The 21,494-nt window shown below is 66.8% G+C and carries 21 protein-coding genes; 7 read left to right on the top strand and 14 right to left on the bottom strand.

Annotated elements, in window-relative coordinates:
- Window positions 1-15: 15 nt before the first annotated feature.
- From TSO5_RS33180 to TSO5_RS01120, 5 genes are all read right to left on the bottom strand, one after another.
- Entirely contained in the window at window positions 16-552 is a 537-nt protein-coding gene (locus TSO5_RS33180; protein ID WP_247870520.1) for a CoA-binding protein, read from the bottom strand.
- Window positions 549-1,367 (bottom strand): enoyl-CoA hydratase, encoded by an 819-nt coding sequence (locus TSO5_RS01105; protein ID WP_109149868.1) that lies wholly within the window; start codon window positions 1,365-1,367, stop codon window positions 549-551. The genes TSO5_RS33180 and TSO5_RS01105 overlap by 4 nt, the downstream gene beginning before the upstream one ends.
- Before the next feature lie 219 nt (window positions 1,368-1,586).
- Window positions 1,587-4,376, bottom strand: a complete 2,790-nt coding sequence (gene topA / locus TSO5_RS01110) for a type I DNA topoisomerase (RefSeq protein ID WP_109149869.1) — start codon at window positions 4,374-4,376, stop codon at window positions 1,587-1,589.
- Between the two features lie 46 nt (window positions 4,377-4,422).
- Window positions 4,423-5,559 carry a DNA-processing protein DprA gene (dprA, locus tag TSO5_RS01115; protein WP_109149870.1) on the bottom strand — a complete coding sequence of 379 codons (1,137 nt, stop codon included), beginning with the start codon at window positions 5,557-5,559 and terminating at the stop codon, window positions 4,423-4,425.
- 507 nt (window positions 5,560-6,066) lie between these two features.
- The gene (locus tag TSO5_RS01120; RefSeq protein ID WP_109149871.1) at window positions 6,067-6,864 is read right to left on the bottom strand and encodes an enoyl-CoA hydratase; all 798 of its coding nucleotides are present in this window, start codon (window positions 6,862-6,864) and stop codon (window positions 6,067-6,069) included.
- A 218-nt stretch (window positions 6,865-7,082) separates the two neighbouring features.
- Here TSO5_RS01120 and TSO5_RS01125 point away from each other — a divergent pair, with 218 nt between their 5' ends.
- Both TSO5_RS01125 and TSO5_RS01130 read left to right on the top strand, forming a co-directional pair.
- On the top strand, window positions 7,083-7,772 hold the full coding sequence (locus TSO5_RS01125; protein ID WP_109149872.1) for a rhomboid family intramembrane serine protease: 690 nt from the start codon (window positions 7,083-7,085) through the stop codon (window positions 7,770-7,772).
- 789 nt (window positions 7,773-8,561) lie between these two features.
- Window positions 8,562-9,650 (top strand): TRAP transporter substrate-binding protein, encoded by a 1,089-nt coding sequence (locus TSO5_RS01130; RefSeq protein WP_109149873.1) that lies wholly within the window; start codon window positions 8,562-8,564, stop codon window positions 9,648-9,650.
- Between the two features lie 90 nt (window positions 9,651-9,740).
- On the opposite strand, the gene TSO5_RS01135 is transcribed toward TSO5_RS01130, so the two are convergent.
- Window positions 9,741-10,184: a MaoC family dehydratase gene (locus TSO5_RS01135; protein ID WP_109149874.1), complete on the bottom strand. Its 444-nt coding sequence runs from the start codon at window positions 10,182-10,184 to the stop codon at window positions 9,741-9,743.
- Between the two features lie 147 nt (window positions 10,185-10,331).
- Here TSO5_RS01135 and TSO5_RS01140 point away from each other — a divergent pair, with 147 nt between their 5' ends.
- On the top strand, window positions 10,332-10,925 hold the full coding sequence (locus tag TSO5_RS01140; protein ID WP_109149875.1) for a TetR/AcrR family transcriptional regulator: 594 nt from the start codon (window positions 10,332-10,334) through the stop codon (window positions 10,923-10,925).
- 91 nt (window positions 10,926-11,016) lie between these two features.
- Here TSO5_RS01140 and TSO5_RS01145 read toward each other — a convergent pair whose 3' ends face one another.
- The 6 genes from TSO5_RS01145 to TSO5_RS01170 form a co-directional block, all read right to left on the bottom strand.
- A complete protein-coding gene (locus TSO5_RS01145) occupies window positions 11,017-11,343 on the bottom strand; it encodes a DUF1153 domain-containing protein (protein WP_109073795.1) in 327 nt (108 codons plus the stop codon).
- Window positions 11,344-11,531: 188 nt separating this feature from the next.
- Complete coding sequence (locus tag TSO5_RS01150; protein WP_109149876.1) at window positions 11,532-12,281, bottom strand: flagellar hook capping FlgD N-terminal domain-containing protein; 750 nt, start codon at window positions 12,279-12,281, stop codon at window positions 11,532-11,534.
- Window positions 12,282-12,362: 81 nt separating this feature from the next.
- A complete protein-coding gene (locus TSO5_RS01155; protein WP_109149877.1) occupies window positions 12,363-14,228 on the bottom strand; it encodes a flagellar hook-length control protein FliK in 1,866 nt (621 codons plus the stop codon).
- Between the two features lie 302 nt (window positions 14,229-14,530).
- The gene (locus tag TSO5_RS01160; protein WP_109149878.1) at window positions 14,531-15,040 is read right to left on the bottom strand and encodes a flagellar basal-body protein; all 510 of its coding nucleotides are present in this window, start codon (window positions 15,038-15,040) and stop codon (window positions 14,531-14,533) included.
- Complete coding sequence (locus TSO5_RS01165; protein ID WP_247870521.1) at window positions 15,033-15,416, bottom strand: rod-binding protein; 384 nt, start codon at window positions 15,414-15,416, stop codon at window positions 15,033-15,035. The genes TSO5_RS01160 and TSO5_RS01165 overlap by 8 nt, the downstream gene beginning before the upstream one ends.
- 5 nt (window positions 15,417-15,421) lie before the next feature.
- Window positions 15,422-16,564, bottom strand: a complete 1,143-nt coding sequence (locus TSO5_RS01170; protein WP_109073790.1) for a flagellar basal body P-ring protein FlgI — start codon at window positions 16,562-16,564, stop codon at window positions 15,422-15,424.
- A 230-nt stretch (window positions 16,565-16,794) separates the two neighbouring features.
- Here TSO5_RS01170 and TSO5_RS01175 point away from each other — a divergent pair, with 230 nt between their 5' ends.
- Both TSO5_RS01175 and dksA read left to right on the top strand, forming a co-directional pair.
- Window positions 16,795-17,220 carry a flagellar assembly protein FliX gene (locus TSO5_RS01175; protein ID WP_109073789.1) on the top strand — a complete coding sequence of 142 codons (426 nt, stop codon included), beginning with the start codon at window positions 16,795-16,797 and terminating at the stop codon, window positions 17,218-17,220.
- A 256-nt stretch (window positions 17,221-17,476) separates the two neighbouring features.
- Window positions 17,477-17,896: an RNA polymerase-binding protein DksA gene (gene dksA / locus TSO5_RS01180; RefSeq protein ID WP_012974451.1), complete on the top strand. Its 420-nt coding sequence runs from the start codon at window positions 17,477-17,479 to the stop codon at window positions 17,894-17,896.
- A 129-nt stretch (window positions 17,897-18,025) separates the two neighbouring features.
- Here dksA and ybaL read toward each other — a convergent pair whose 3' ends face one another.
- Window positions 18,026-19,723, bottom strand: a complete 1,698-nt coding sequence (gene ybaL, locus TSO5_RS01185) for a YbaL family putative K(+) efflux transporter (protein ID WP_109149880.1) — start codon at window positions 19,721-19,723, stop codon at window positions 18,026-18,028.
- A 35-nt stretch (window positions 19,724-19,758) separates the two neighbouring features.
- On the opposite strand from ybaL, the gene TSO5_RS01190 reads away from it, so the two are divergent.
- Together TSO5_RS01190 and TSO5_RS01195 are read left to right on the top strand one after the other, a co-directional pair.
- Window positions 19,759-20,106: a helix-turn-helix transcriptional regulator gene (locus TSO5_RS01190; RefSeq protein WP_247870522.1), complete on the top strand. Its 348-nt coding sequence runs from the start codon at window positions 19,759-19,761 to the stop codon at window positions 20,104-20,106.
- A gap of 86 nt (window positions 20,107-20,192) precedes the next feature.
- Window positions 20,193-20,411: a DUF6494 family protein gene (locus TSO5_RS01195; protein ID WP_109149881.1), complete on the top strand. Its 219-nt coding sequence runs from the start codon at window positions 20,193-20,195 to the stop codon at window positions 20,409-20,411.
- A gap of 4 nt (window positions 20,412-20,415) precedes the next feature.
- Here the strand turns inward: TSO5_RS01195 and TSO5_RS01200 are convergent, their stop codons facing one another.
- Window positions 20,416-21,381: an ATP-grasp domain-containing protein gene (locus TSO5_RS01200; protein WP_158282324.1), complete on the bottom strand. Its 966-nt coding sequence runs from the start codon at window positions 21,379-21,381 to the stop codon at window positions 20,416-20,418.
- Window positions 21,382-21,494: the final 113 nt, after the last annotated feature.

Here is a 21,494-nt window from a genome sequence, read left to right on the forward strand (position 1 = left end):
GATTCCCCCAATTTTTCAGATCAGCTTTTTGAACGATTTCGTCGGCGCCATGCGGCGCGTCATCAGCACGTTGGAATTGACCCCGATCCGGCCGATTTCGCCGTAGAGCCGTTGGATTTCCATCTTCGGACAGCGGTCCATCACCACGGTCAGGCCGGCGGCCTGGGCCCGCGCCGCCGCCTCGTCGTTGCGGACGCCCAACTGCATCCACACCACCTTGGCCCCGGCGGCGATCGCCTCGTCCGTCACCCCAACGGCGGCGGCGGAGTTGCGGAAGATGTCGACCATGTCCGGCGGCTCCGGCAAATCCTTCAGGCTGGCGTAGACCGGCAGGCCGAGAATGGTCTGGCCCGCCATCTTCGGGTTGACCGGGATGACCTGATATCCCTTGTCGCGCAGGTACTTCATCACGAAGAAGCTGGCTTTCACCGGGTCGGCGCTGGCCCCCACCACGGCGATGCTCTTCGCGTTTTCCAGCACGCCGCGCAGGAAGGCGTCGGTGTAGTCGGCCGGCTCGGTGATCTTGAGATCGCTCAGCTTGGGATCGGTCATCGGCCGCACCAGACCGGCGTGCGCTTGCCCAGGAAGGCGTCGATTCCCTCGGCGGCATCCTGCGCCATCATGTTCTCGGTCATCACCTTGGCGGCGTAGGCATAGGCGCCTTCCACGTCCAGGTCGATCTGACGGTAGAAGGCTTCCTTGCCGGTGGCGAGGGTCAGCGGCGACTTGGACGCGATCTTGGCGGCAACGCTGTCCACCACCTCGTCCAGCTGGTCGGTCGGCACCGCGCGGTTGACGAGGCCGATACGCTCCGCTTCCTCGGCGTCGATCAGGTCGCCCAGCAGCAGCATTTCCATTGCCGCCTTGCGCCCGACCGCGCGGGTCAGCGCCACCATCGGCGTCGAGCAGAACAGCCCGATGTTCACCCCCGGCGTCGCGAAGCGCGCGTCCTCCTCGCAATAGGCAAGGTCGCAGGTCGCCACCAACTGACAGCCGGCGGCGGTCGCCACGCCGCGCACCTTGGCGATCACCGGCTGGCGGACACGGTTGATCGTCAGCATCAGGCGGGAGCACTGGGTGAACAGCGCCTCGTACAGCTCGCGCGACGGGGCGGCGCGCATCTCCTTCAGGTCATGCCCGGCGCAGAAGGCGCCGCCGGCCCCGGCCAGCACCACGGCGCGCACGGAACGGTCCTCGTCGATGGTGTCGAGCGCGTCCTGCAGCGCCGCCATCAGTCCGACCGACAGCGCGTTGCGCGCCTTCGGCCGGTTCAGCGTCAGCGTGGCGACCCCATCGCGATCCTCGCGCAGGACCAGCGGTGTTTCCTGCGGGGAATGGGAATCCTGTGTCGAAACCGCGGCGCTCATGGTCGTTGTCCTCCCGTATTCCTTTGGTTGCGCACCGCCGGCAGCTTAACGCGCCGGGCCTGCGGGTGACACGGGTAACCTGCAGGGCAGGGACAATGAGACGACAGGCCTATGGGGATTTCAACAGAAAAATTTGTCTGAACTGCTTTAATGTCTTTTATTTTAGTAGGAAAATTGCGTGCGAAAATCCCTCTCCCGGGGTGGGAGAGGGGACTTCGGTTACGATGCCTTGGCGGTCTTCTTCTTCGGCGCGGCGGCTTCCGCCGGAGCATCCTTGGCGGCCTTGGCCTTGGTCGCCTTTTTGGCGGCGGGCTTCTTCGCGGCGGCCTTCGCCTTGGCGGGCTTCTCCGCCTCCGCGCCCTCGGCCTTGGCCGGTTCGGCCTCCTTCGGGGCCTTGCCCTTCTTGGCGGCGTCCTTGGCGACCTTGGCGTCGATCAGCTCCAGCGCCTGTTCCAGCGTGACGCTGTCCGGCTCGGTCCCCTTGGGGATCGAGGCATAGACGCTGGCGTGCTTCACATAGGGACCGAAGCGGCCGGACCCCATGGTGATCGGCTTGCCGGTCTTCGGGTGGTCGCCCAGCGTCTTGGCCGGGGCCGACGCCTTCTTGGCAGCGCCGGCCAGCAGGTCGACGGCACGGTTGATACCGATGGTCAGCACGTCGTCATCGGGCGTCAGCGACTTGTAGACGCTGCCATGCTTCAGATAGGGGCCGAAGCGGCCGATGCCGGCGCTGATTTCCTCGCCGGTTTCCGGGTGATTGCCGATGACGCGGGGCAGGGCCAGCAGCTTCAACGCGGTGTCGAGATCGACGTCCGCCGCGGCCATGCCCTTGGGTAGCGACACCCGCTTGGGCTTGGGCGTGTCGTCCTTCTTCTTTTTCTTCGCCTTCGGCTTCTTGCCGTCGGCGGCAGGCTCTTCCGCCGCAGGCTCCTCCGGCGGAGCGACCGCTGCGGTGGGCGCCGGGCCCAACTGGATATAGGCGCCGTACGGGCCACGGCGCACCGTCACCGGCAGGCCGGTCTCCGGGTCGTTGCCCAGCTCGCGCGGACCTTCCTGCGCCTCGCCGTTCTCGTCGTTGGCGACGGCCAGCGGCCGGGTGTAGCGGCATTCCGGATAGCGCGAGCAGCCGATGAAGGCGCCCATCTTGCCGAGCTTCAGCCCCAGCCGGCCCTCGCGGCAGACCGGGCAGACGCGCGGGTCGTGGCCGTCCTCGGTGGCAGCGGGGAAGAAATGGGCGCCGAGTTCGTTGTCGAGCGTGGTCAGCACCTGGGTGATCGTCAGATCCTTGGTGCCGTTCACCGCCACGTCGAAGGCGGTCCAGAAGTCGCGCAGGACGGTCTTCCAATCGATCTTGCCGTCGGAGATCTCGTCCAGCTGGTTTTCCAGCTCCGCCGTGAAGTTGTACTCCACATAGCGGTGGAAGAAGTTCTCCAGGAAGGCGGTCACCAGCCGGCCGCGGTCTTCCGGGATGAAGCGCCGCTTGTCCAGCCGCACATAGTTGCGGTCCTGCAGCACCTGCAGGATCGAGGCATAGGTGGACGGCCGGCCGATGCCCAGCTCCTCCAGCTTCTTGACGAGGCTGGCTTCGGAATAGCGCGGCGGCGGCTGGGTGAAATGCTGGTCCGGGACGATGTCGCCGCGGTCCAGAGCGTCGCCCTGGTCCATGGCCGGCAGGCGGCGTTCCTGCTGGTCATCCTCGGCCGCGTCGTCGCGGTCCTCCTGATAGACCTTCAGGAAGCCGTCGAACACGACGATGGAGCCGGTGGCGCGCAGGACCACGTCCTTCGACGGGCTGGCGATGTCCACCGCAACCTGGTCCAGCACGGCGCTTTCCATCTGGCTGGCCAGAGTGCGCTTCCAGATCAGCTCGTACAGCCGCAGCTCGTCGCTTTCCAGATAGCCGGACACCGATTCGGGGCGGCGGTGCAGATCGGTCGGACGGATGGCCTCGTGGGCCTCCTGGGCGTTCTTAGCGGCGGTCTTGTAGACGCGCGGCTGGGCCGGGACGTAACGCTCGCCATAGTGCGAGCCGATCAGGCTGCGGGCGCCGTCGATGGCCTCCTGCGACAGGCTGACGCCATCGGTTCGCATGTAGGTGATGAGGCCGACCGTCTCGCCGCCGATGTCGACGCCCTCATACAGCTTCTGCGCCGTGCGCATGGTGCGAGTGGCGCCGAAGCCCAGCTTGCGCGAGGCCTCCTGCTGCAGGGTGGAGGTGGTGAAGGGCGGCGACGGGTTGCGGCGGCTCTGCTTGCGCTCGACCTGCGACACGGCGAAGGTCTGTGGGCGGATCTTCGCCACCGCGGCCTCGGCCGCCTCCTGGTTGGGCAGGCCGAACTTGTCGAGCTTCTTGCCGTCCAGTTGGGTCAGCGACGCGGTGAAGGAGGACCCGGCCGGCGTGGTGAAACCGACCGCGATCGACCAGTATTCCTGCGGCTTGAAGACCTCGATCTCCGACTCGCGCTCGCAGATCAGGCGCAGTGCCACCGACTGCACGCGGCCGGCCGACTTGGAGCCGGGCAGCTTGCGCCACAGCACCGGCGACAGGGTGAAGCCGACCAGATAGTCCAGCGCCCGGCGCGCCAGATAGGCGTCGACCAACTCCTGCGACACGGCGCGCGGGTTGGCCATCGCGGTCTGGACGGCGGACTTGGTGATTTCGTTGAAGGTGACGCGCTGTACGTCGCGATTGTCGGACAGATGCTTTTCGCGAAGGAGTTCGGACAGGTGCCAGGCGATGGCCTCTCCCTCGCGATCCGGGTCGGTTGCGAGATAGATGCGGTCGGCCGACTTCACCGCCTTGGCGATCTCGTCGATGTGGCGCTTGGAGCGGTCGCCAAGTTCCCATTCCATCGCGAAGTCTTCATCCGGGCGCACCGAACCGTCCCGCGCCGGAAGGTCGCGGACATGGCCGAAGCTGGCGATGACGGTATAGTCGTCGCCCAGATACTTGTTGATGGTCTTCGCCTTGGCCGGCGATTCGACGATGACGACGTTGCTGCCCGGCAAGAAACCAGCCCTTCGCGTATGCCCACCCAAACCACGGCGATGCCGATCAGGCGAGAGAGACCTGATGACCGGGAAGACGCTGGACTCGGCCGGCAAGCTCAAGTTCCAGAACCACGGTCAGCACCACCGGAGCGGACAATTGGCACCCGCGAACGAGTTCGTCAATGGTGACGGGCGAGTGGCCCAGGTTTTCCAGCACCAGGGCGCGCGCCTTGGCAAGGTCGGATTCGTCCGGTTCCGCCGCAGGGGCGGGGGTATGGATGGGGGTGCTGAACAGGTCGCGCTGCCGTTCCGCCAGCGTCGGCGGCCTCAGGTTCTCGATGGCGCGCAGCACGTCGTCGGCCCGTTCCACCAGCGTGGCGCCCTGGCGCAGCAGGTTGTTGGTGCCATGGCAGCGCGGATCGAGCGGGGAACCCGGCACCGCCATCACCTCGCGCCCTTGTTCCAGAGCCATCCGCGCGGTGATGAGGGAGCCGGAGCGTAACGCCGCCTCCACCACCAGCACACCCAGTGACAGGCCGGAGATCAGGCGGTTGCGGCGGGGAAAATGGCGGGCCTGCGGCTGGGTGCCGATGGGGCTTTCCGCCACCACCACACCCTGCGCCACGATGTCGCGGTACAGCCCGTCATTCTCCGGCGGATAGACGACGTCGATGCCGCCGGCCAGCACGGCGGCGGTGCCGCTGGCGATCGAACCGGCATGGGCGGCGGTGTCGATGCCGCGGGCAAGGCCGGAGACGACCAGCAGCCCGGCCGCCCCGAGTTCGCGCGCGAGCGATTCGGCGAACTTCTTGCCGTTCAGCGAGGCGTTGCGCGCGCCGACGATGGCGACCGCGCGCCGCCGCAGCAGATGGGCGTGTCCGACGACGGAGATCACCGGCGGCGCATCATCCACCGCAGCCAGCGGTTCCGGGTAATCGGGTTCGCAAGCGCAGAGCAGTTGAGCGCCGAAACGCCGGTTGGCCTGCACCTCCCGCTCCGCCTCGGCCTTGGAGGCGATGCGCAACGGCTTTGCCCGCCCGCCGCGCCGCGCCAAATCCGGCAGGGCGTCCAGTGCCCTGGCGGCGCTGCCATACTGCTCAAGCAAGCGATGAAAGGTGATCGGCCCCACATTCTCCGTGCGGATGAGGCGGATCCAGTCGAGCCGTTCGGCGTCGGTCAAGGGGCGGCGCGGTTGTGTCATGCGAATAGTTTCTACAACCGATGCGCAGCTGCATTCAACATGCAATCGTATGAAATTGGAATGACGATCGCCATGGCGAGAATTTATCGCACTGGGCAGCCTCAAGGCTGAAGGCGCCTTGCCGAAATACAACTTGTCCAATGTCCCATCGCGGGGCTGCAGATCGCTTGCCGCCTTGAACTCTTCGGCGGCGATGGTACCCTCAGCGGTCAGGAGGTGACGCGAGTCCTCGTCCTGAAGGCGGAGCCGGTTTCCCGACCCCGCCCCTTGGCTCTTACCTGTCCTGATCCTTGTTGAAGCCGGTTTCCAGTTCGATCTTCAACCTGAACCAGAAGCGGTCGAGCCACCTCAGGAACTTCTTCACTCGCGTCACCTCCTTTCGGACGCCGTTCGGCAGCATGCCGCACGGCCCGCAAAGAGCAGCCGGAACATACCCATGTGTCAATTGCGGCGGGGTGACGCGCGTTCGGGCGCCGCGATCCGCGACGCCCGGCTCCGTCGCTTCCCTCAACGCTTGTGGAACACCGGCCGGCGTTTCTCGAAGAAGGCGGTGATGCCCTCCTTCGCCTCGCCATGGTGCAAGGCCTCGACGAACAGGTCGCTTTCGCGAGCGAGCTGGGTGGCGAAGCTGCCATAAGCCAGTTCCATCAGCTTCTTCGCCCGGCCCATGGCGCCGGCCGGCCCCTCGGCGATGGTCTGCGCCCAGGCGGTCGCCTCGCCCAGCGCCCGGCCCGGCGCGGTGACGCGGTTGACGACGCCGGCGGCATGCAGGCGCGCCGCATCGACCGGGCCGCCGGTCAGCATCAGTTCGGCATAAAGCTGCGGCGGCAGCGCGCGGGCAAGCGAGGCGGAGGCACCGCCGTCGGCGGTCAGCCCGACCCTGACATAGGCGGTCAGGAACTGCGCGTCCTCCGCCGCGACGATCAGATCGCATGCCAGCGCCAGCGAGAAGCCGGCGCCAGCGGCCGGCCCCTCCACCGCGGCGATGATCGGCTTGGGACATTCGCGCATCGCCCGGACCCAGCCGTGGAAACGTTCGATCCCGTCCCGATTCTCCGACCGTGAGCGGCTGCCGTGATGATAGAGGTTGTTCAGGTGCCCGCCGCTGCTGAAGGCGCCGTCTGCGCCGGTCAGCACGATGGCGCCGATGCCGGGGTCGTGCGTCGCCTCGTCCAGCGCGTCGCGGCCGGCAGCCATCATCTTCAAGCCCAGCGCGTTGCGGGTGCCGGTATCGCTCATGGTCAGCACCATGACGCGCCCCTGGCGGTCCACCGTCATGCTGCCGGTATCCTGACGTTCGTTCATGGTCGTTTCTTCCCCGGTTGTCATTGCCCGGCGAAGGGACTCTCACCGGGTGGTAGAGCCACTGTGCCAGCCGGTGGCCGGCGCTCCAATCCGTCCGACCGGTATAGGAGGACCCTGAGCAGCGTAGAAAACGGCTGTTTTTCGCCAATACCCCTTCTTACATTGGGGTGAGACTTATCGCCGCGCGAAGCGGCGGCACCGAACAGCGGGGGCAGGGGATGGCGCTGGCGCTGGACCGGCGTGGCCGGAGCGGAGGAACTGGACCGGTCGCCATCGTGCCCATACCGCCCTATGCCAACCGCACCGTCATCCTTGTCTGCGTGCTGGCCTTCGTCCTGCGGCTGCCGCCGGAATCCTTCGCCTTCGTTCCCGCCTATTTCTTTGGAACGGTCGAACTGGCCGGGCCGCTGCCCACCGGTGCGCTGTGGCGCGGGCTGTTCGGGCATGTGCTGATCCACGGCGACCTGACGCATCTGGTCTCCAACATGGCCGTGCTGTGGCTGTTGGGCGACGTGGTGGAGCGGGAGGCCGGGCATCTCCGCTATCTGTCGCTGTTCTTCACTGGAATGGTGGCGGCGGCGCTGATGGAGGGGCTGCTCGCCGTCGACCGGATGGCGCCGTTGATCGGAGCGAGTGGGGCGATCTGCGCGCTGATGGGCGCCTTCCTGTGGATGCGGCCGCGCTTCGGGCTGCTGTCGCGACGCTTGCCCCGGCGGTTGGTCCAGGGGGCGATCCTGGTTTTCGCGCTGTTGAACGCGGCAATGACGCTGGTGCCGCCGAAAGCCGACTCGCCGCTTGCCGAGGTTGGCTGGGCGGCGCATGCGGGCGGTCTGGCGGCCGGGTTTCTGTTGGGCGGCGTGTTGCTGTGCCTGCATCCCAAGCACCGTCGGCCGGTTGGCGTTCCTTGAGCGCTCGCGATTCTCTCCCATCGCCGATCGTGAAGCGCATGTTGGGGGTGAGGCGTTGCCGTCGGCGTGAAAAAGCACTATTTTCGGGGAAGGCGCGCCGAGGTCGTGACCCCCGACGCGCCGACCCGATCAGCGGTTCAGGTACTCAAGCACCAGCTTGACCACCTGCAACAGCAGGATCAGGAGAGTGAGGATTTTGTCCATCCTCTTGCCCTCCGTTGGTGCGGCGCGGGCGGTGGCCGTTCCACCGCCCCGACCGCCCCGACCGCGCGGCAAACATGCCAAGCATCCCATCCCGTTGGAAGCTGCAAGTTGCATGCGATCGCGTGTGCTCGCCTTTGTGTGCGTACGAAGCGATTGCAGGTGGCGTGGCCGATGGCGTGTCTCGGGCTTGGTGTGGATGAACGAAAGTAGGGGTGGGTGCCATTCCGCGCGTCGCATATATCATCGGTACACGTAACCATTCAGATGACGGCAAGACGGTTCCGCGGTTGATCGATGCGGCTGATGGATGCTCTCAGGAGCGGACGCCAGTCTTCGTTTCTTCCAGCGATGCATTGCTTTGAAAATCCCGCAGAGGTCGACGGACTTCTGTCGCCGTTTCAGTCGCGCCTGCGAACTGTATTTTCCATGCGATGGAATAGGGTGGGAATGGAAGCCATGCGTTTTGACGAATTGTCCTACAGCCATCGCGATTTTTAGAATTGTTCAGGCACCATGGTGCCTTTTGTTCGGCAAATGGCGTCATCGTTCAACCGACGCCATGGCCATAACGATGAGGAAACGTTCATGAAGCGTCGTTCCTTCCTGACCTCCGCCGGTGTCGGCGTCGCCGCCAGCACGCTCGCGGCCCCCGCCATCGCGCAGACCCAGCCGGAGATCCATTGGCGTCTGGCGTCCAGCTTCCCCAAGAGCCTGGACACCATTTACGGCGCCGCCGACACCATCGCCGCCCGCGTCGCCGCGGCCACCGACGGCAAGTTCCAGATCCGTCCCTTCGCCGCCGGTGAACTCGTCCCTGGCCTGCAGGTTCTGGACGCGGTGCAGAACGGCACGGTCGAATGCGGCCACACCGCCAGCTATTACTATGTCGGCAAGGATCCGACCTTCACCTTCGACGCGACGGTGCCCTTCGGCCTGAACGCCCGCCAGCAGAACGCCTGGATCTACAATGGCGGCGGCATGGCGCTGCTGCGCGAGTTCTTCGACGGCTACGGCGTCGTGAATTTCCCGGCCGGCAACACCGGCGTGCAGATGGGCGGCTGGTTCCGCAAGGAGATCAAGACCGTCGAGGATCTGAAGGGCCTGAAGTTCCGCATCGGCGGCTTCGCTGGGCAGGTTCTGGCGAAGCTCGGCACCGTGCCGCAGCAGATCGCCGGCGGCGACATCTATCCGTCGCTGGAAAAGGGCACCATCGACGCCGCCGAGTGGATCGGCCCGTACGACGACGAGAAGCTCGGCTTCAACAAGGTCGCCAAGTACTACTACTATCCGGGCTGGTGGGAAGGCGGTCTGACCGTCTCGCTGCTGGTCAACAAGCAGCAGTGGGAACAGCTGCCCAAGCAGTACAAGGCCGTTCTGGAGGCCGCCTGCTTCGAGGCCAACGTGACCATGGCCGCCAAGTACGACGCCGAAAATCCGGCGGCGCTGAAGCGTCTGGTCGGCGGCGGCGCCCAGCTGCGCCCCTTCCCGCGCGACGTGATGGAGGCCTGCTACAAGGCCGCCACCGAGCTGTATGAGGAAACGGCGAAGACCAACCCGAAGTTCGCCAAGATCTACGAGCCGTGGAAGAAGTTCCGCGACGACGAGTATCTGTGGTTCCGGGTGGCCGAGAACTCCTTCGACAACTTCGCCTTCACCGCCGGCCTGAAGCGCTGACGGTAGAAACCCGCGACTGAGAGAGCAAAAACTGCCGCCCCCGCATCCACTCCCGGATGCGGGGGCTTTCTTTTTCAGGTGTTTGCTTTTTCAGGTGGGGCGGCCGGGTGCCAGCAGGTTGGCGATCATGGTCTGCACCACCTCGTCATTCTGGTTGAAGGTGGTGGTCTTCACCCGCAGCACGCCCTGGTCGGGACGCTTGGCGGAACGGCGGGCCTCCATCACCTCCATCTCGATGCGCAGCACGTCGCCGGGCCGGGTCGGGCGGGGCCAGCCGATGGAATCGACCCCCATGCCGATATAGCCGCCCGCCAGTTCGGCGTCGCTGCCGACGATCATCCGCATGGTCATCCCGGCGGTATGCCAGCCGCTGGCCGCCAGCCCGCGAAACAGCGTGTCCTTTGCCGCATCGTGATCGAGGTGGAAGGGCTGCGGGTCGAACTTCTCGGCATAGGCGACGATCTCCGCAGCCTCGACCGTCAGCGGCCCGCCGGTGAAGCGGTCGCCCACCGTGACATCCTCGAAATAGCGCATCCCCCGGAACTCCGTTCATTGTGGTGGTCAGGTCCGGATCGCCCGGCGATGATACAGACCTGTCTCTTCGTTGCGATGGTAGAGACAGGTCTGTATCATTGTCAACGGCGGGCTTGAACCCGGCCGTTCGGAACGCATGGGGTGGGAATGTCAGAGGCGACGAGCGCAAGGAAGTCGGCGCGGGAGCGGATTCTCGATACGGCGGCGGAACTGTTCTATCGCGAAGGCATCCGCGCGGTCGGCATCGACACAATCATCGCCAAATCCGGCGTCGCGAAGATGAGCCTGTACCGGAACTTCGCGTCCAAGGACGATCTGGTCTGCGCCTATCTGGAACGCAGCATCGCCCAGCATGGCGCGTGGTGGGACCGGGTGGTGGCCCGCCATCCCGGCGATCCGCGCGCCCAGATGAAGGCGCTTTTCGTGGCGCTCGCCCACTGGATCGATCATCCGAAATTCCAGGGCTGCCCCTTCACCAGTGCCGCCGCCGAACTGCGCGACCCCGCCAACCCCGCCCGTGCGCTGGCTTTGGCCCACAAGCGGATGGTCCGCGACCGCCTGCACAGGTTGGCGGTGGCGGCCGGAGCCGACGATCCGGACCGGCTGTGCGGTCAATTGCAGCTGCTGATGGAAGGCGCCTATGCAGCCGGGCGGGCGCTGGACTTGGGACCGGCCAACGACGCGGTGGCAAGCGCGGCTGCGATGCTGATCGACGCGGCGTGTGCGCAGGCGCGGCCATAGGCGACGGATGCCCCCGGGCTCAATCGCCCCAAACGCAACAAAGCGCCGCAGGTCAGCCCTGCGGCGCTTCGTCGACTCTGTATGCGCTGCCTCAGTCCGCGCCGATGCGGTCGCGGACGGGCTGGCCGGGGCGGTAATCCTGCAGGCGGGTGGCGCGCAGGCCGCGCATGCCGTGGCTGTCGATCAGCCGCTGCCAGGACAGGAATTCCTCCACCGACAAGGTATAGCGGCGGCAGGCCTCTTCCAGGCTGATCAGGCCCGAACGGACGCCGGCGACCACTTCCGCCTTGCGGCGCATCACCCAACGCTTGGTGTCGGGCGGGGGAAGGTCGTTTTCGGTCATGGGACGCCCCTCAGGACCAATGACCGATGCACCGGCTGCAGAGTCGTCGCCGGTGTCGAGTTCGATGAGTGCCATGCGCGGACGCTCCAACCCAAACTGTGGATTCCACGATTTCGGGGTACTGTAGGCGCCGGCACTTAACAAATGCCTAAACGAAAGGGTTAACTTTTTATCGGGTGGTAGTCGGTCATCCGAACGGACAGGGCGGTCGCGGCGCCCGTCCGGTAAGCGTGCCGACAATCCGTGTGCGCAACGGATCCCGATCAATAGACGGTGGTCAGCTTCGACAGCGGGACTTCGCTGGTGCCGATGTTCAGCACGGTTTCGCCGTCCTTGTTGCTGCCGATACCGGCGACGGTGCCGAAGGTGTAGGTGGTGGTCTTGATGGTGTCGTTCTTGTTCTCCGCTACCGGCGCGACGTTCATGCGGTAAGTGCCGGGCTGCACCGCGCGGCCGTTGTTGTCCTTGAAGTCCCAGCTGACCGCATGCTTGGTGCCGGCGGTGGTCTCGCCCGGCATCGAGCGGATGATGTTGCCGTTGGCATCCAGGATGTCGACGCGCACCGACTTGGCCGAGGTTTCCAACTCGTAGCCCAGCGGCGCCTGGGCCATGCCCTGGTTGTACTGGAAGCTGTCGCCCTCGAAGGCGACGGTGCGGCCGAGATAGGCGAGGTTGGTCGACGCGGTGCCGGCCGACTGCAGTTGAACCAGCTTGTCCAGGCGGCTGTTGGTGCCGATGTTCTGCTCGACGTTGGCGAAATCGACCAGCTGCTTGGTCATGTCGTTGGTGTCGAGCGGCTTCAGCGGGTCCTGGTTCTTCATCTGCGTGGTCAGCATGGTGAGGAACGTCTGGAAATTGTCACCGAGGCCCTTGGTCGCCGACGCGGTCTTGTCGGCATCGGTCTGCGGGGTCTTGCCGGTTTCGGACGCCGTCTTCGACCCGGTGGACAGGCCACCCGAATAGGTGCCGTACTGGTTCAGGGTCGGGCTGGTGGTGTTGGTCGTCGTGGTCATCGCGGTCGTCCTTCGTTGGCCTTGCGGCCGATATCTCTCATGTGACGGTGGGCTGAGGCGGGTTGGCCGCCGGCGTCGCCGTCAGGCGCGGATGTCGACGCGCCCGTTGCCGAGCGTTGCCGTGTAGACGGCGCTGTCGGTCCCGTCATCGTCGCCACCCCCGCCGAAGCCGCGGCCGCGCCGACCCGATCCACCGTTCTTGCCGTCGCCCCGGCCGTCGCCGGCGAAGGGGTTGCCTTCGCCGCGCAGGCTGAAGTTCAGGCTGTTCGAGTCCGTCTGCAGTCCGGCGTCTTGCAAGGCGCGTTCCAGACTGCGGCTGTCACGCTGCAGAAGTTCGAGGGTCTGCGCCTTTTCCACCGCGACCATCGCGTTGACCCGGCCATCGGCGCCGATGTCCAGCTTGATGTCGATCCGGCCAAGCTCGGCCGGATGCAGGTTGATGGTGAACTGGTCGACCTCGTCGCCGACATTCTTCTTGATATGGACGGCGATCTGGTCGTGTACGCCCATCGGCATGCCGGCGCCGCGCGACGGGCGGAGCGTCGCGGTCGCCTGCGGCTGGTCGAGGCCGGGAATGCCGCCGTGGACGCCTTCCATCGCGGCCAGGGCCGGGTGGGTGTGCGGGCTGGCGGTGGACGTGCCGGATGCCCCGCCGGCCGAGCCGGCCGCATCGATGCCCTCCAGCGCCGCGGTGGCCGTACCCGTCGCAGCGGACGTCACGGCTTCCGCCACCGGGACGGCGGGCGGAGCCGGCGAAACCGGCTGCTGCGGCATCGCCTGAGTTTGGGGCTGGGCGTCGTTCCGGCCGCTGCCCTCGCTGCCGGCATGCTTGCCGTTCTGCTTGGCTTCACCCGTCTTGGCCTTGGCTGCGGCCAGCAGGTCGGCGAAGCGGTCGGGCAGGGCGACGTCCTCGTCGCTCGGCAGGGCTTCGGCGCCGGCGTCGGCCTGGGAGGCGTCCGTGGTCTTCGCGGCGTCGCCATCCACGGCACCACCCTTGCCGGCAGCCTTCGCGGCCACGTCGGCACCGGCGGCCTGTCCGCCCGCCGTCGCGCCGGCAGCGGCAGCGGCAGCGGCAGCCTGCGCCTGGGCATGCTGGGCGGCGGGATCGAGGGCGCCGGCCGTGCCGGTCGCCGCGGCTCCGGCCTTGGCAGTGTCTTCTGCGCCGGCGCCCGCCTCGTCGGTGGGATCCTTCGCCGCGGCCTGTCCGGCCGGCATCAGTCCGGCGAGGATCAGATCGCTGGCCTGCGGCACCGGTTGCGGCGGCACCGGCTGAGCGGCCGGAGGCTGTTCTGTGGTGGACTGGTCGCCGGGCTGGGCCTGTTCGTCGGTTGTGGCGGTCGGGTCACCGTCGCCTGCGGCATCGGCCGACGCGGTTTCGCTCTGACCGGCATCCTCAGTTGAAGCGGTGGCATCCTCAGTCGCAGCGGCTTCGTCGGCCGCCACGGTCTTGGTGTCGTCCGTCTTCGCCGCGGAAGTCTTGGAGGGATCGGCTTTCGCCGCCTCTGCCTTCGGATCCTTCGCCGGCTTTTCGGCTTTGGCCGGCCGGCGGTCGTCCTGTCCGGCCTGAACCTTGCGGTCGTCGTCGGCCTTGGCGGTCTTCGGCTCCGGAGCGCGGGTAGTGTCGGCGGCATCGGTGGCCGGACGGGCGGCCTGGGCCGTGCGCTCGCGGGTCAGGTCCGGCTTCGGTTCGGCGCGCACCGGTTGCTTGCGCTGGGCCTCCGCCTTACGGGCGTCGCTGGCCTCCTTGGCCGCGTCCTTTGCGGCGTCCTTGGCGGAGTCGCGTGCCGCCGCATCGGCCTGCTCGCGCTTGCGCGCGGCGGCGTCGGTCAGCATGCGGTCCATCATCTTGGAAAACAGGTCGTTCTTCGCCCCCGTCCCCTGCGTCTGCTGGGACTGGCTGAGACCGTCGAACAAGGATGCGGCGATGTTGTTCGATTGGACTTCCATGGAACGGCCTCTCAGGGACGGCGGAACGCACCGACAGCGATGCGGAGAGACCAATGCAACAGGCGGGCCAGTTGGGACTCCGCGCCATTGGGCCATTCATGCGGTGCGGGTTGGCAGTTCCCGCCCCATGGTGCAGGCCGGACCGGCAATTTCCGCCGGGTGCGGGGGTCTTTCTTGCCGCAGCGGCCCAATCCCAGGGAACCGGCCCCCAAGGACAAAGGCCCGCATAGAAAAAGGCCGCCCCTGTGGAGAGAGGCGGCCGTCCGAAAAATCTCGGCAGTCACGGATGAAGGCGGTTGGGATCAAAGACGGGTGTTCAGCGCCGCCGAGGTGCGCGGCCCGCTGGGCGGCGGGGAATAGCCGCGGCCCCCGCCCATGTGGGCGGCATAGGCGGTGGTCGGCGCCTTTTGCTGGCGGGTGATGACGGTGACCACGGTGTCGACCATCACCTTCTGCGCCTCGCCGCCGATGCGCAGGGCCTCCGCATTGTCGGCGGTGGCGGCATAGAGCTTGCCGGTCGCATCCTTCAGCGCGGTCTTCATCTCCTGCGGCAAACCCATCAGCCCTTCGCGGTCGACGCGCAGCATGCGGCTGATCTCCTCATAGACCAGCGTCATCGGCTGCTTGTCCTTGACGATCTGCGCCAGCTCCTTGGCCGGGCGGCGGGCACGGACGGCGGCGGCCTCGCGCTCCAGCAGGGTGGTCAGGCGGCCCATCAGCTCGATCAGCGCCACCGCGCGTTCCAGCGCATTCTTCGGCAGGTTGGCGGCCGGCTTGGCCGGCTGCGGGAAACGGACGTCGACCTTATCCATGGCTGGCCTCCTGGGCGCGAAGAAGCTCTGCGTAAACCTGCTTGGCGATGCCGAAGCCGCCGCGCTGGGTGATCTGCTTGCCGAACTGCTCGACCAGCATCGGCCGGAACATTTCCTCGCCGCGCCCGCCGCCGAAGGTCTCGTCGGTCTGGATCCCCTCGAACATCGGGCTCAGCATCTGCGACACGAACTGGCTTTCGAACTCGTTGGCCGACTTGCGCAGCTGGGCAAGCTTTGCCGGGTCGGTCTTGGCCTCCAGATCGGAAATCTTTGCCAGGGTCCGCACGCCGAATCCGGCGGCCTGGGCGCGCTCGACCAGTGAAGAGGCTGGCGAGGAACTGCGCGGGGCCGAAGCGGCGGAAAGGGCGGGGCTCATGGACATCAGATCACCTCGATCTCGGCTTGCAGAGCTCCGGCGGCCTTGATCGACTGGAGAATGGCGATCATGTCCCGCGGGCCCACCCCAAGCGCATTCAAGGATTGTACCAACTCCTGCAGGGTCACCCCGGAATTCATCACGGCGAGGCGGTTGTTGGACTGTTCGTCGACCTGGATGTCGGTGCGCGGCACCACCGCGGTCTGGCCCTGGCTGAAGGGGCCGGGCTGGCTGACCTGTGGGGTTTCGGTGATGCGAATGGTCAGGTTGCCCTGGGCGATGGCGACGGTGGAGATGCGGACGTTCTCGCCCATCACGATGACGCCCGATTTCTCGTCGACCACCACGCGGGCGACCTGATCGGGAGTGATGCGCAGCTGTTCGATCTCCGTCACCAGCCCCACCACGTCGCCGCGGCGCGTCTCAGGCACGTTGATGAGGACGGAGGCCGGGTCGGTCGCCTGGGCACGGTTGCCGCGCAGCTGGATGTTGATGGCGGTCGCCACCCGCTGGGCGGTGGTGAAGTCCGGATTGCGCAAGGACAGCCGCAGCACGGGCAACTCGGCCAGCGAGAACTGGATTTCCCGCTCCACGATGGCGCCGGAAGAGATGCGGCCGGAGGTCGGCACACCGCGGGTCACGCTGGCGCCCTGGCCCTGGGCGGTGAAGCCCGAGACCGCGATCGGCCCCTGCGCCACGGCATAGACCTCGCCGTCGGCGCCCATCATCGGGGTGACCAGCAGGGTGCCGCCCAGCAGGCTCTTGGAGTCGCCCATCGCCGACACGGTCACGTCGATGCGCGTACCCTGCGCGGCATAGGCGCCCAGCGTCGCCGTCACCATCACCGCCGCCACGTTCTTGGTGCGCAGGTTGGTGCCGCGGGTGTTGACGCCCATCCGTTCCAGCATGCCGGTCAGGCTCTGCTCGGTGAAGGGCGAGTTGTTCAGGCTGTCGCCGGTGCCGTTCAGACCCACCACGAGGCCATAGCCGATCAGCATGTTGTCGCGCACGCCCTCGACATCCACGATGTCCTTGATACGGGCGGATGCGGCCAATGCCGGTGCGGCCGGGACACCGAACGCCAGCAGGGCGGTCAGCACGGCCAGAACGGCACGGCGGCGCAGAAGGCGAAGGGCGGTGGGAAGCATGACGCGGACACTCCTGAACTCGTGCCCATCCCTATACAAACGCCGTGCCAGACGACGGAAACGGCAGCAATCCGTGCTTGTCCTGAAAAACGGCCCAAAGATGGCGCCTTTCGGTCACAGCCGACCGGCAAATTTTGCCCGATTGCGGCAAACCTTGACCGGATGTTAAGGTTGGTCCATCTACAGTGCGCGCGTTTACGAATCCTTTACTGCAAACGGTTGCACGGATCATGAAAGTCGAAGGCTCCGGTAACATACGCGGCAGCGGTTCGGTACGCCGCACCGGCAAGTCCGAAGGCTCGTCCGGCGCCGCGTTCTCCAAGCAATTGGTGGGGGAGGCGGGCTCGGCCCATGGCGTCAGCGGCACCGCCGCCACCGCCGGGGTTTCGGGCGTGCTGGCCTTGCAGGAGGTCGATGCGACCGACGACGCCACCGCGCGCGCCTCGCGCGGCAAGATGCGGGCGGAGGAGATGCTCGACCGGCTGGAGGAAATCCAGCACGGCCTGCTGTCTGGCACCCTGTCGATGCAGAAGCTGGTCGATCTGGCGAAGGTGGTGCAGACGCGCCGCGCCCAGGTCGACGATCCCAATCTGGCCGAAATTCTGGACGAGATCGACCTGCGGGCGCAGGTCGAGTTGGCGAAGCTCACCTCCTGAGCCTTCCCGAGCCGGTGGGCCGACGCCCCGTTGCCGTGAGCCGGCAGTCAGGCGGGGCAGGGCGCGGCCTGACCCATGGTCCCATGCCCCGATGGGGTAGCGGCACGGCGCGGCCAATGTGCCACTCTGACAAATCTTTTTTATTCCAATGGCTTGTTTGGTCGTTTTAGGGGCGAACCAATGGGTTGCGGTCCCGGCGTGGCGTGCCTATACTCCGCGCCGCCCGGATCACCCCTTTTTCGCTGGATGCTTTCGGATGACGTCGCCGCTTCTGCCCCAGAACTATTCCCCGTCGGAAGACGAGGAGTTCATGAACCCGATCATGCGGGAGTATTTCCGCCAGAAGCTGCTGCGCTGGCGCGCGGAGCTTCTTGCGGAATCAACCGGCACGCTGAACAGCCTCCAGGAAGGCGGTATCCAGGAACCGGATATCGCCGACCGCGCCTCGGCGGAGACCGACCGCGCGTTGGAACTGCGCACCCGTGACCGCGAACGCAAGCTGATCTCCAAGATCGACGCCGCGCTGGAGCGGCTGGTCGACGGCAGCTACGGCTATTGCGAGGAGACGGGCGACCCCATCTCCGTTCGCCGGCTGGACGCCCGCCCGATCGCGACGCTGAGCCTGGAGGCCCAGGAGCGTCACGAGCGGATGGAACGGACCCAGCGCGACGACTGACGCCGCGCCGTCTTCCGGCAGGTCACGGCCTTCCCGGTGCCGGTCGCCGGGGGAGGGGGCGTGTGCTTCGCCGGACGTTGCACCGACGGATTTGAGAGCGCCGGTCCCTGACCGGCGCTTTCGCCGTTTTCAGGTCGCTGCCAGCAGTCCGGCTCCATTTGCCTCGTCCCCATCGGTGCGGCCGGCATATTCGAACATCCGCCGCGCGATCTCGCGTTCGCCCATGAAGACGACATCGGCGCCGGTGCGGTCGAGATGGGCCACCGCCTCGTCGCTGTGGGCACGGGCGGCGATGGCGATCGTTGGATTCAGTGTCCGGGCCTGCTGCACCACGCCGCCACCCTCCAGCGCATCGGGAACGGTGACCAGCAGCAGCGAGGCTCCCTGCACCCCGGCGCGCTCCAGAATTCCAGCCGCCGCTGCATTGCCGTAGACCGCACGCACGCCGGCCGCCTGCAGGGTCTTCACCCGTTCGCGCTGCAGGTCGATCACCACCACCGGCCGCTCTTCCTCCGCGGGCACCTCCTGAAGGGCCTGCGTGACGAAGCGGCCGACCCGCCCATGGCCGACGACGATGACATGGCCGCTCAAGGCTTGGTAATCGCGGAGTTCCGGCGCGGTGTCGGCCGGCGGCAGCGGCTCCGCCTCATCCGGGAACAGGCGCTGGACCGCTGCGAACAGCAGCGGGTTGGCGGTGATCGACAGGAGGGCGCCCGCCAGGATCAGCCCCTGGCCCTCTTCCGGCAGGATGCCCAGTTGCATGCCAAGCGCGACCAGAATGAAGGAGAACTCGCCGATCTGCGCCAGACTGACCGCCACCGTCACCGCCGTGCGCAACGGATAGCGGAACAGCAGGACGAGACCGAAGGCCGCCGCCGACTTCCCCAGCAGGATGATCGCCAACGTCGCCAGCACCGCCCATGGCGACCGGGTCAGCACCGACGGGTCGAACAGCATGCCGACCGATACGAAGAACAGCACGGCGAAGGCGTCCTGCAGGGGCAGGGTCTGTTCCGCCGCCCGGTGGCTGAGATCGGATTCGTTCAGCACCATCCCGGCGAAGAAGGCGCCCAACGCGAAGGACACGCTGAACAGGGTGGCGGAGCCATAGGCGATGCCGAGCGCCAGCGCCAGGACGCACAGGGTGAACAGCTCGCGCGAGCCGGTGCGGGCGATGCGGTCCAGAACCCAGGGCACGATCCGCCGGCCGCCGACCAGCATCAGGGCGACGAACAGTGCGACCTTGCCCAGCGTCAGCGCCAGCGACCACAGCACCTCGCCGTCCAGCCCGCTGCCGCTTTCCAGCATGGTGGCCACCGGCGGCAACAGCACCAGCGCCAGCACCATCGCCAGATCCTCGACGATCAGCCAGCCGATGGCGATCCGTCCCCGTTCGGTGCGGAACAGGTCCAACTGCTCCAGGGCGCGCAGCAGCACCACCGTGCTCGCCACCGACAGCGCCAGGCCGAAGACCAGCCCCGCCGCCAAATTCCAGCCGAGAAAGCGGGCCAACCCCCATCCCATCGCCGTGGCGATGGCGATCTGCACCACCGCGCCCGGAATGGCGATCGACCTCACCTTCATCAGGTCGCTCAGCGAGAAATGCAGCCCCACGCCGAACATCAGCAGGATCACCCCGATTTCCGCCAACTGCGATGCCAACTGCATGTCGCCGACGAAGCCCGGCGTGAAGGGGCCGATGGCGACGCCGGCCAGCAGATATCCCACCAGCGGCGACAGGCGCAGCCGGTGGGCCAAGGCGCCGAAGACGAAGGCCAGGACGATGGCGGCCACCATGGTGGCGATCAGGGGAACGTGATGGGCCATGCGGCGGCGTCTCCGGCGGCAGGGGAAGGGCGCGGATGGAACTTGGATTCCGGGGTGGTGATGCCAATATTGTGGTGGAAATGGTCAACTTCAACGTTTCTGGCCAAGCTTTCTCGGAGAAAAATATGCTTACGAAGGGTGTTTTGACTCCGGGTCAGTGCCGAGCGGCCCGCGGCTTTCTCGACTGGACGCAGGAGGAACTGGCGGATCGGGCGACGGTCTCCCGCGGGACCATCCGCGACTTCGAAAAGGGCCGTCACGCCTTGCACCGGAGTACGGAGACCTTGCTGACTGCGGCCTTCACCGCCGCCGGCCTGCGGCTGGTTGCGCGGGAGGACGGGGGGCCGGGCGTGCTGTATCCTGGCGAGGCGTTGTCCAAATAAGGGCAGGGCCGGCCATGGAACCAACGCCGCTCCCCGGGGGTTCGGAACGGCAGGCGAAACAGCGGTTCCCAACCCGGAGGCCGGACATGGACAACGAGACCTTCAACCTCGACCTGCGCAAATTCCTCAAGCAGGTCGGTGTCACCTCCCAGCGGGAGATCGAACTGGCCGTCGGCCGCGCGCTGGCGGAAGGACGGCTGGCCGGGATGAAGTCACTGCCGGTCCGCATGGTGCTGACGGTCGACGGCATCGATCTGACGCACGAGGTGACCGGCGAACTGTCGCTGGACCAGCCGCCGCAATGAGCGGTCAGGCCGGGTGCAACTGCGGCGTGATGCTCAGGATCGCCGCGGTCATCCGCCGTTCGCTCCAAGGCACGTCATGGTGGGCCGCGGTCAGATAGCGGCTGTTGGCATCGCGGGCCCATTCCGCCGGGAACAGGGCGACCGTCTTGCCGGAAGTCCGGCCGAACACGCCTTCATAGGGCCGGCCGTCCAGCGTGCAGGCCATCGCCCGGCACAGGTCGCTGCCCGCCAGACGACCGAGATGGGTGGTCTGGGTCGGGCGGCCGTTGAACTCCAGGAAGACGGGCGGGCCGCCATCCGCCGGCAGGATGGCGTCGATGCCGCCGAAGCCGGAATAGCGGGTCAACTCCACCATCCGGCGGGCCATGTCCATCAACTGTGGCAGGTCCGCCAGCTCGATCACCGAGGCCGGACCGAAGGGGGACTGCTGATGCTGCAGGGTGATATAGGCGAAGCCCTCCAGCATCCGCCCGCCCAGCGCGCAGAACGATACCGACGCCGCCTGCCCGCGCACGAACTCCTGTGCGACGACCCGCCGACCGGCCGGAAAGGCGCTCGTCTGATCCAGTCCCGCCAACAGTTCGGTCGCGTGCCGGGCGTCGGACGCGAGAAAAACACCGCGACCGGCGGAACTGCCGTCGTATTTCAGCAGAAGCGGCGCGCTGAGGGCGGACAGGTCGTTCGGACCGGTGCGCCGCGGATCGACCACGACCTGACGTGGCGTCCGAATGCCGGCTTCCGCCGCCAGTTCCACGCAGCGCGAGCGCGTCTCTTCCCAGCAGACGCCGCCGTACCAATCCTGGAGGAAGCGCAGCTTGTGTGCGTCGGCGCTGTCATCCGCCACCTGCGCAAGCAGGCGGCCAGCGGAGCCGAGCACCTTGACCGCGCTTTCCTCGCAACCGATGACGATGTTCGCACCCAGTTGCGTCGCCGCACGCGCGGCGGTGACCGTCAGATCGTCGACCGACATTCCCGGGGAGAAAGAGTGCCGCCCGTCGACATGATCGCTGAACTCGAGCAGGGAATTTTGGGGGCAGATCGCGAAGACGCGAAATCCTGCTGCTTTCAGCGCGGCGGGCATTC

Origin of the sequence: Azospirillum sp. TSO5 (assembly GCF_003116065.1) — a bacterium.
GTDB lineage: Bacteria > Pseudomonadota > Alphaproteobacteria > Azospirillales > Azospirillaceae > Azospirillum.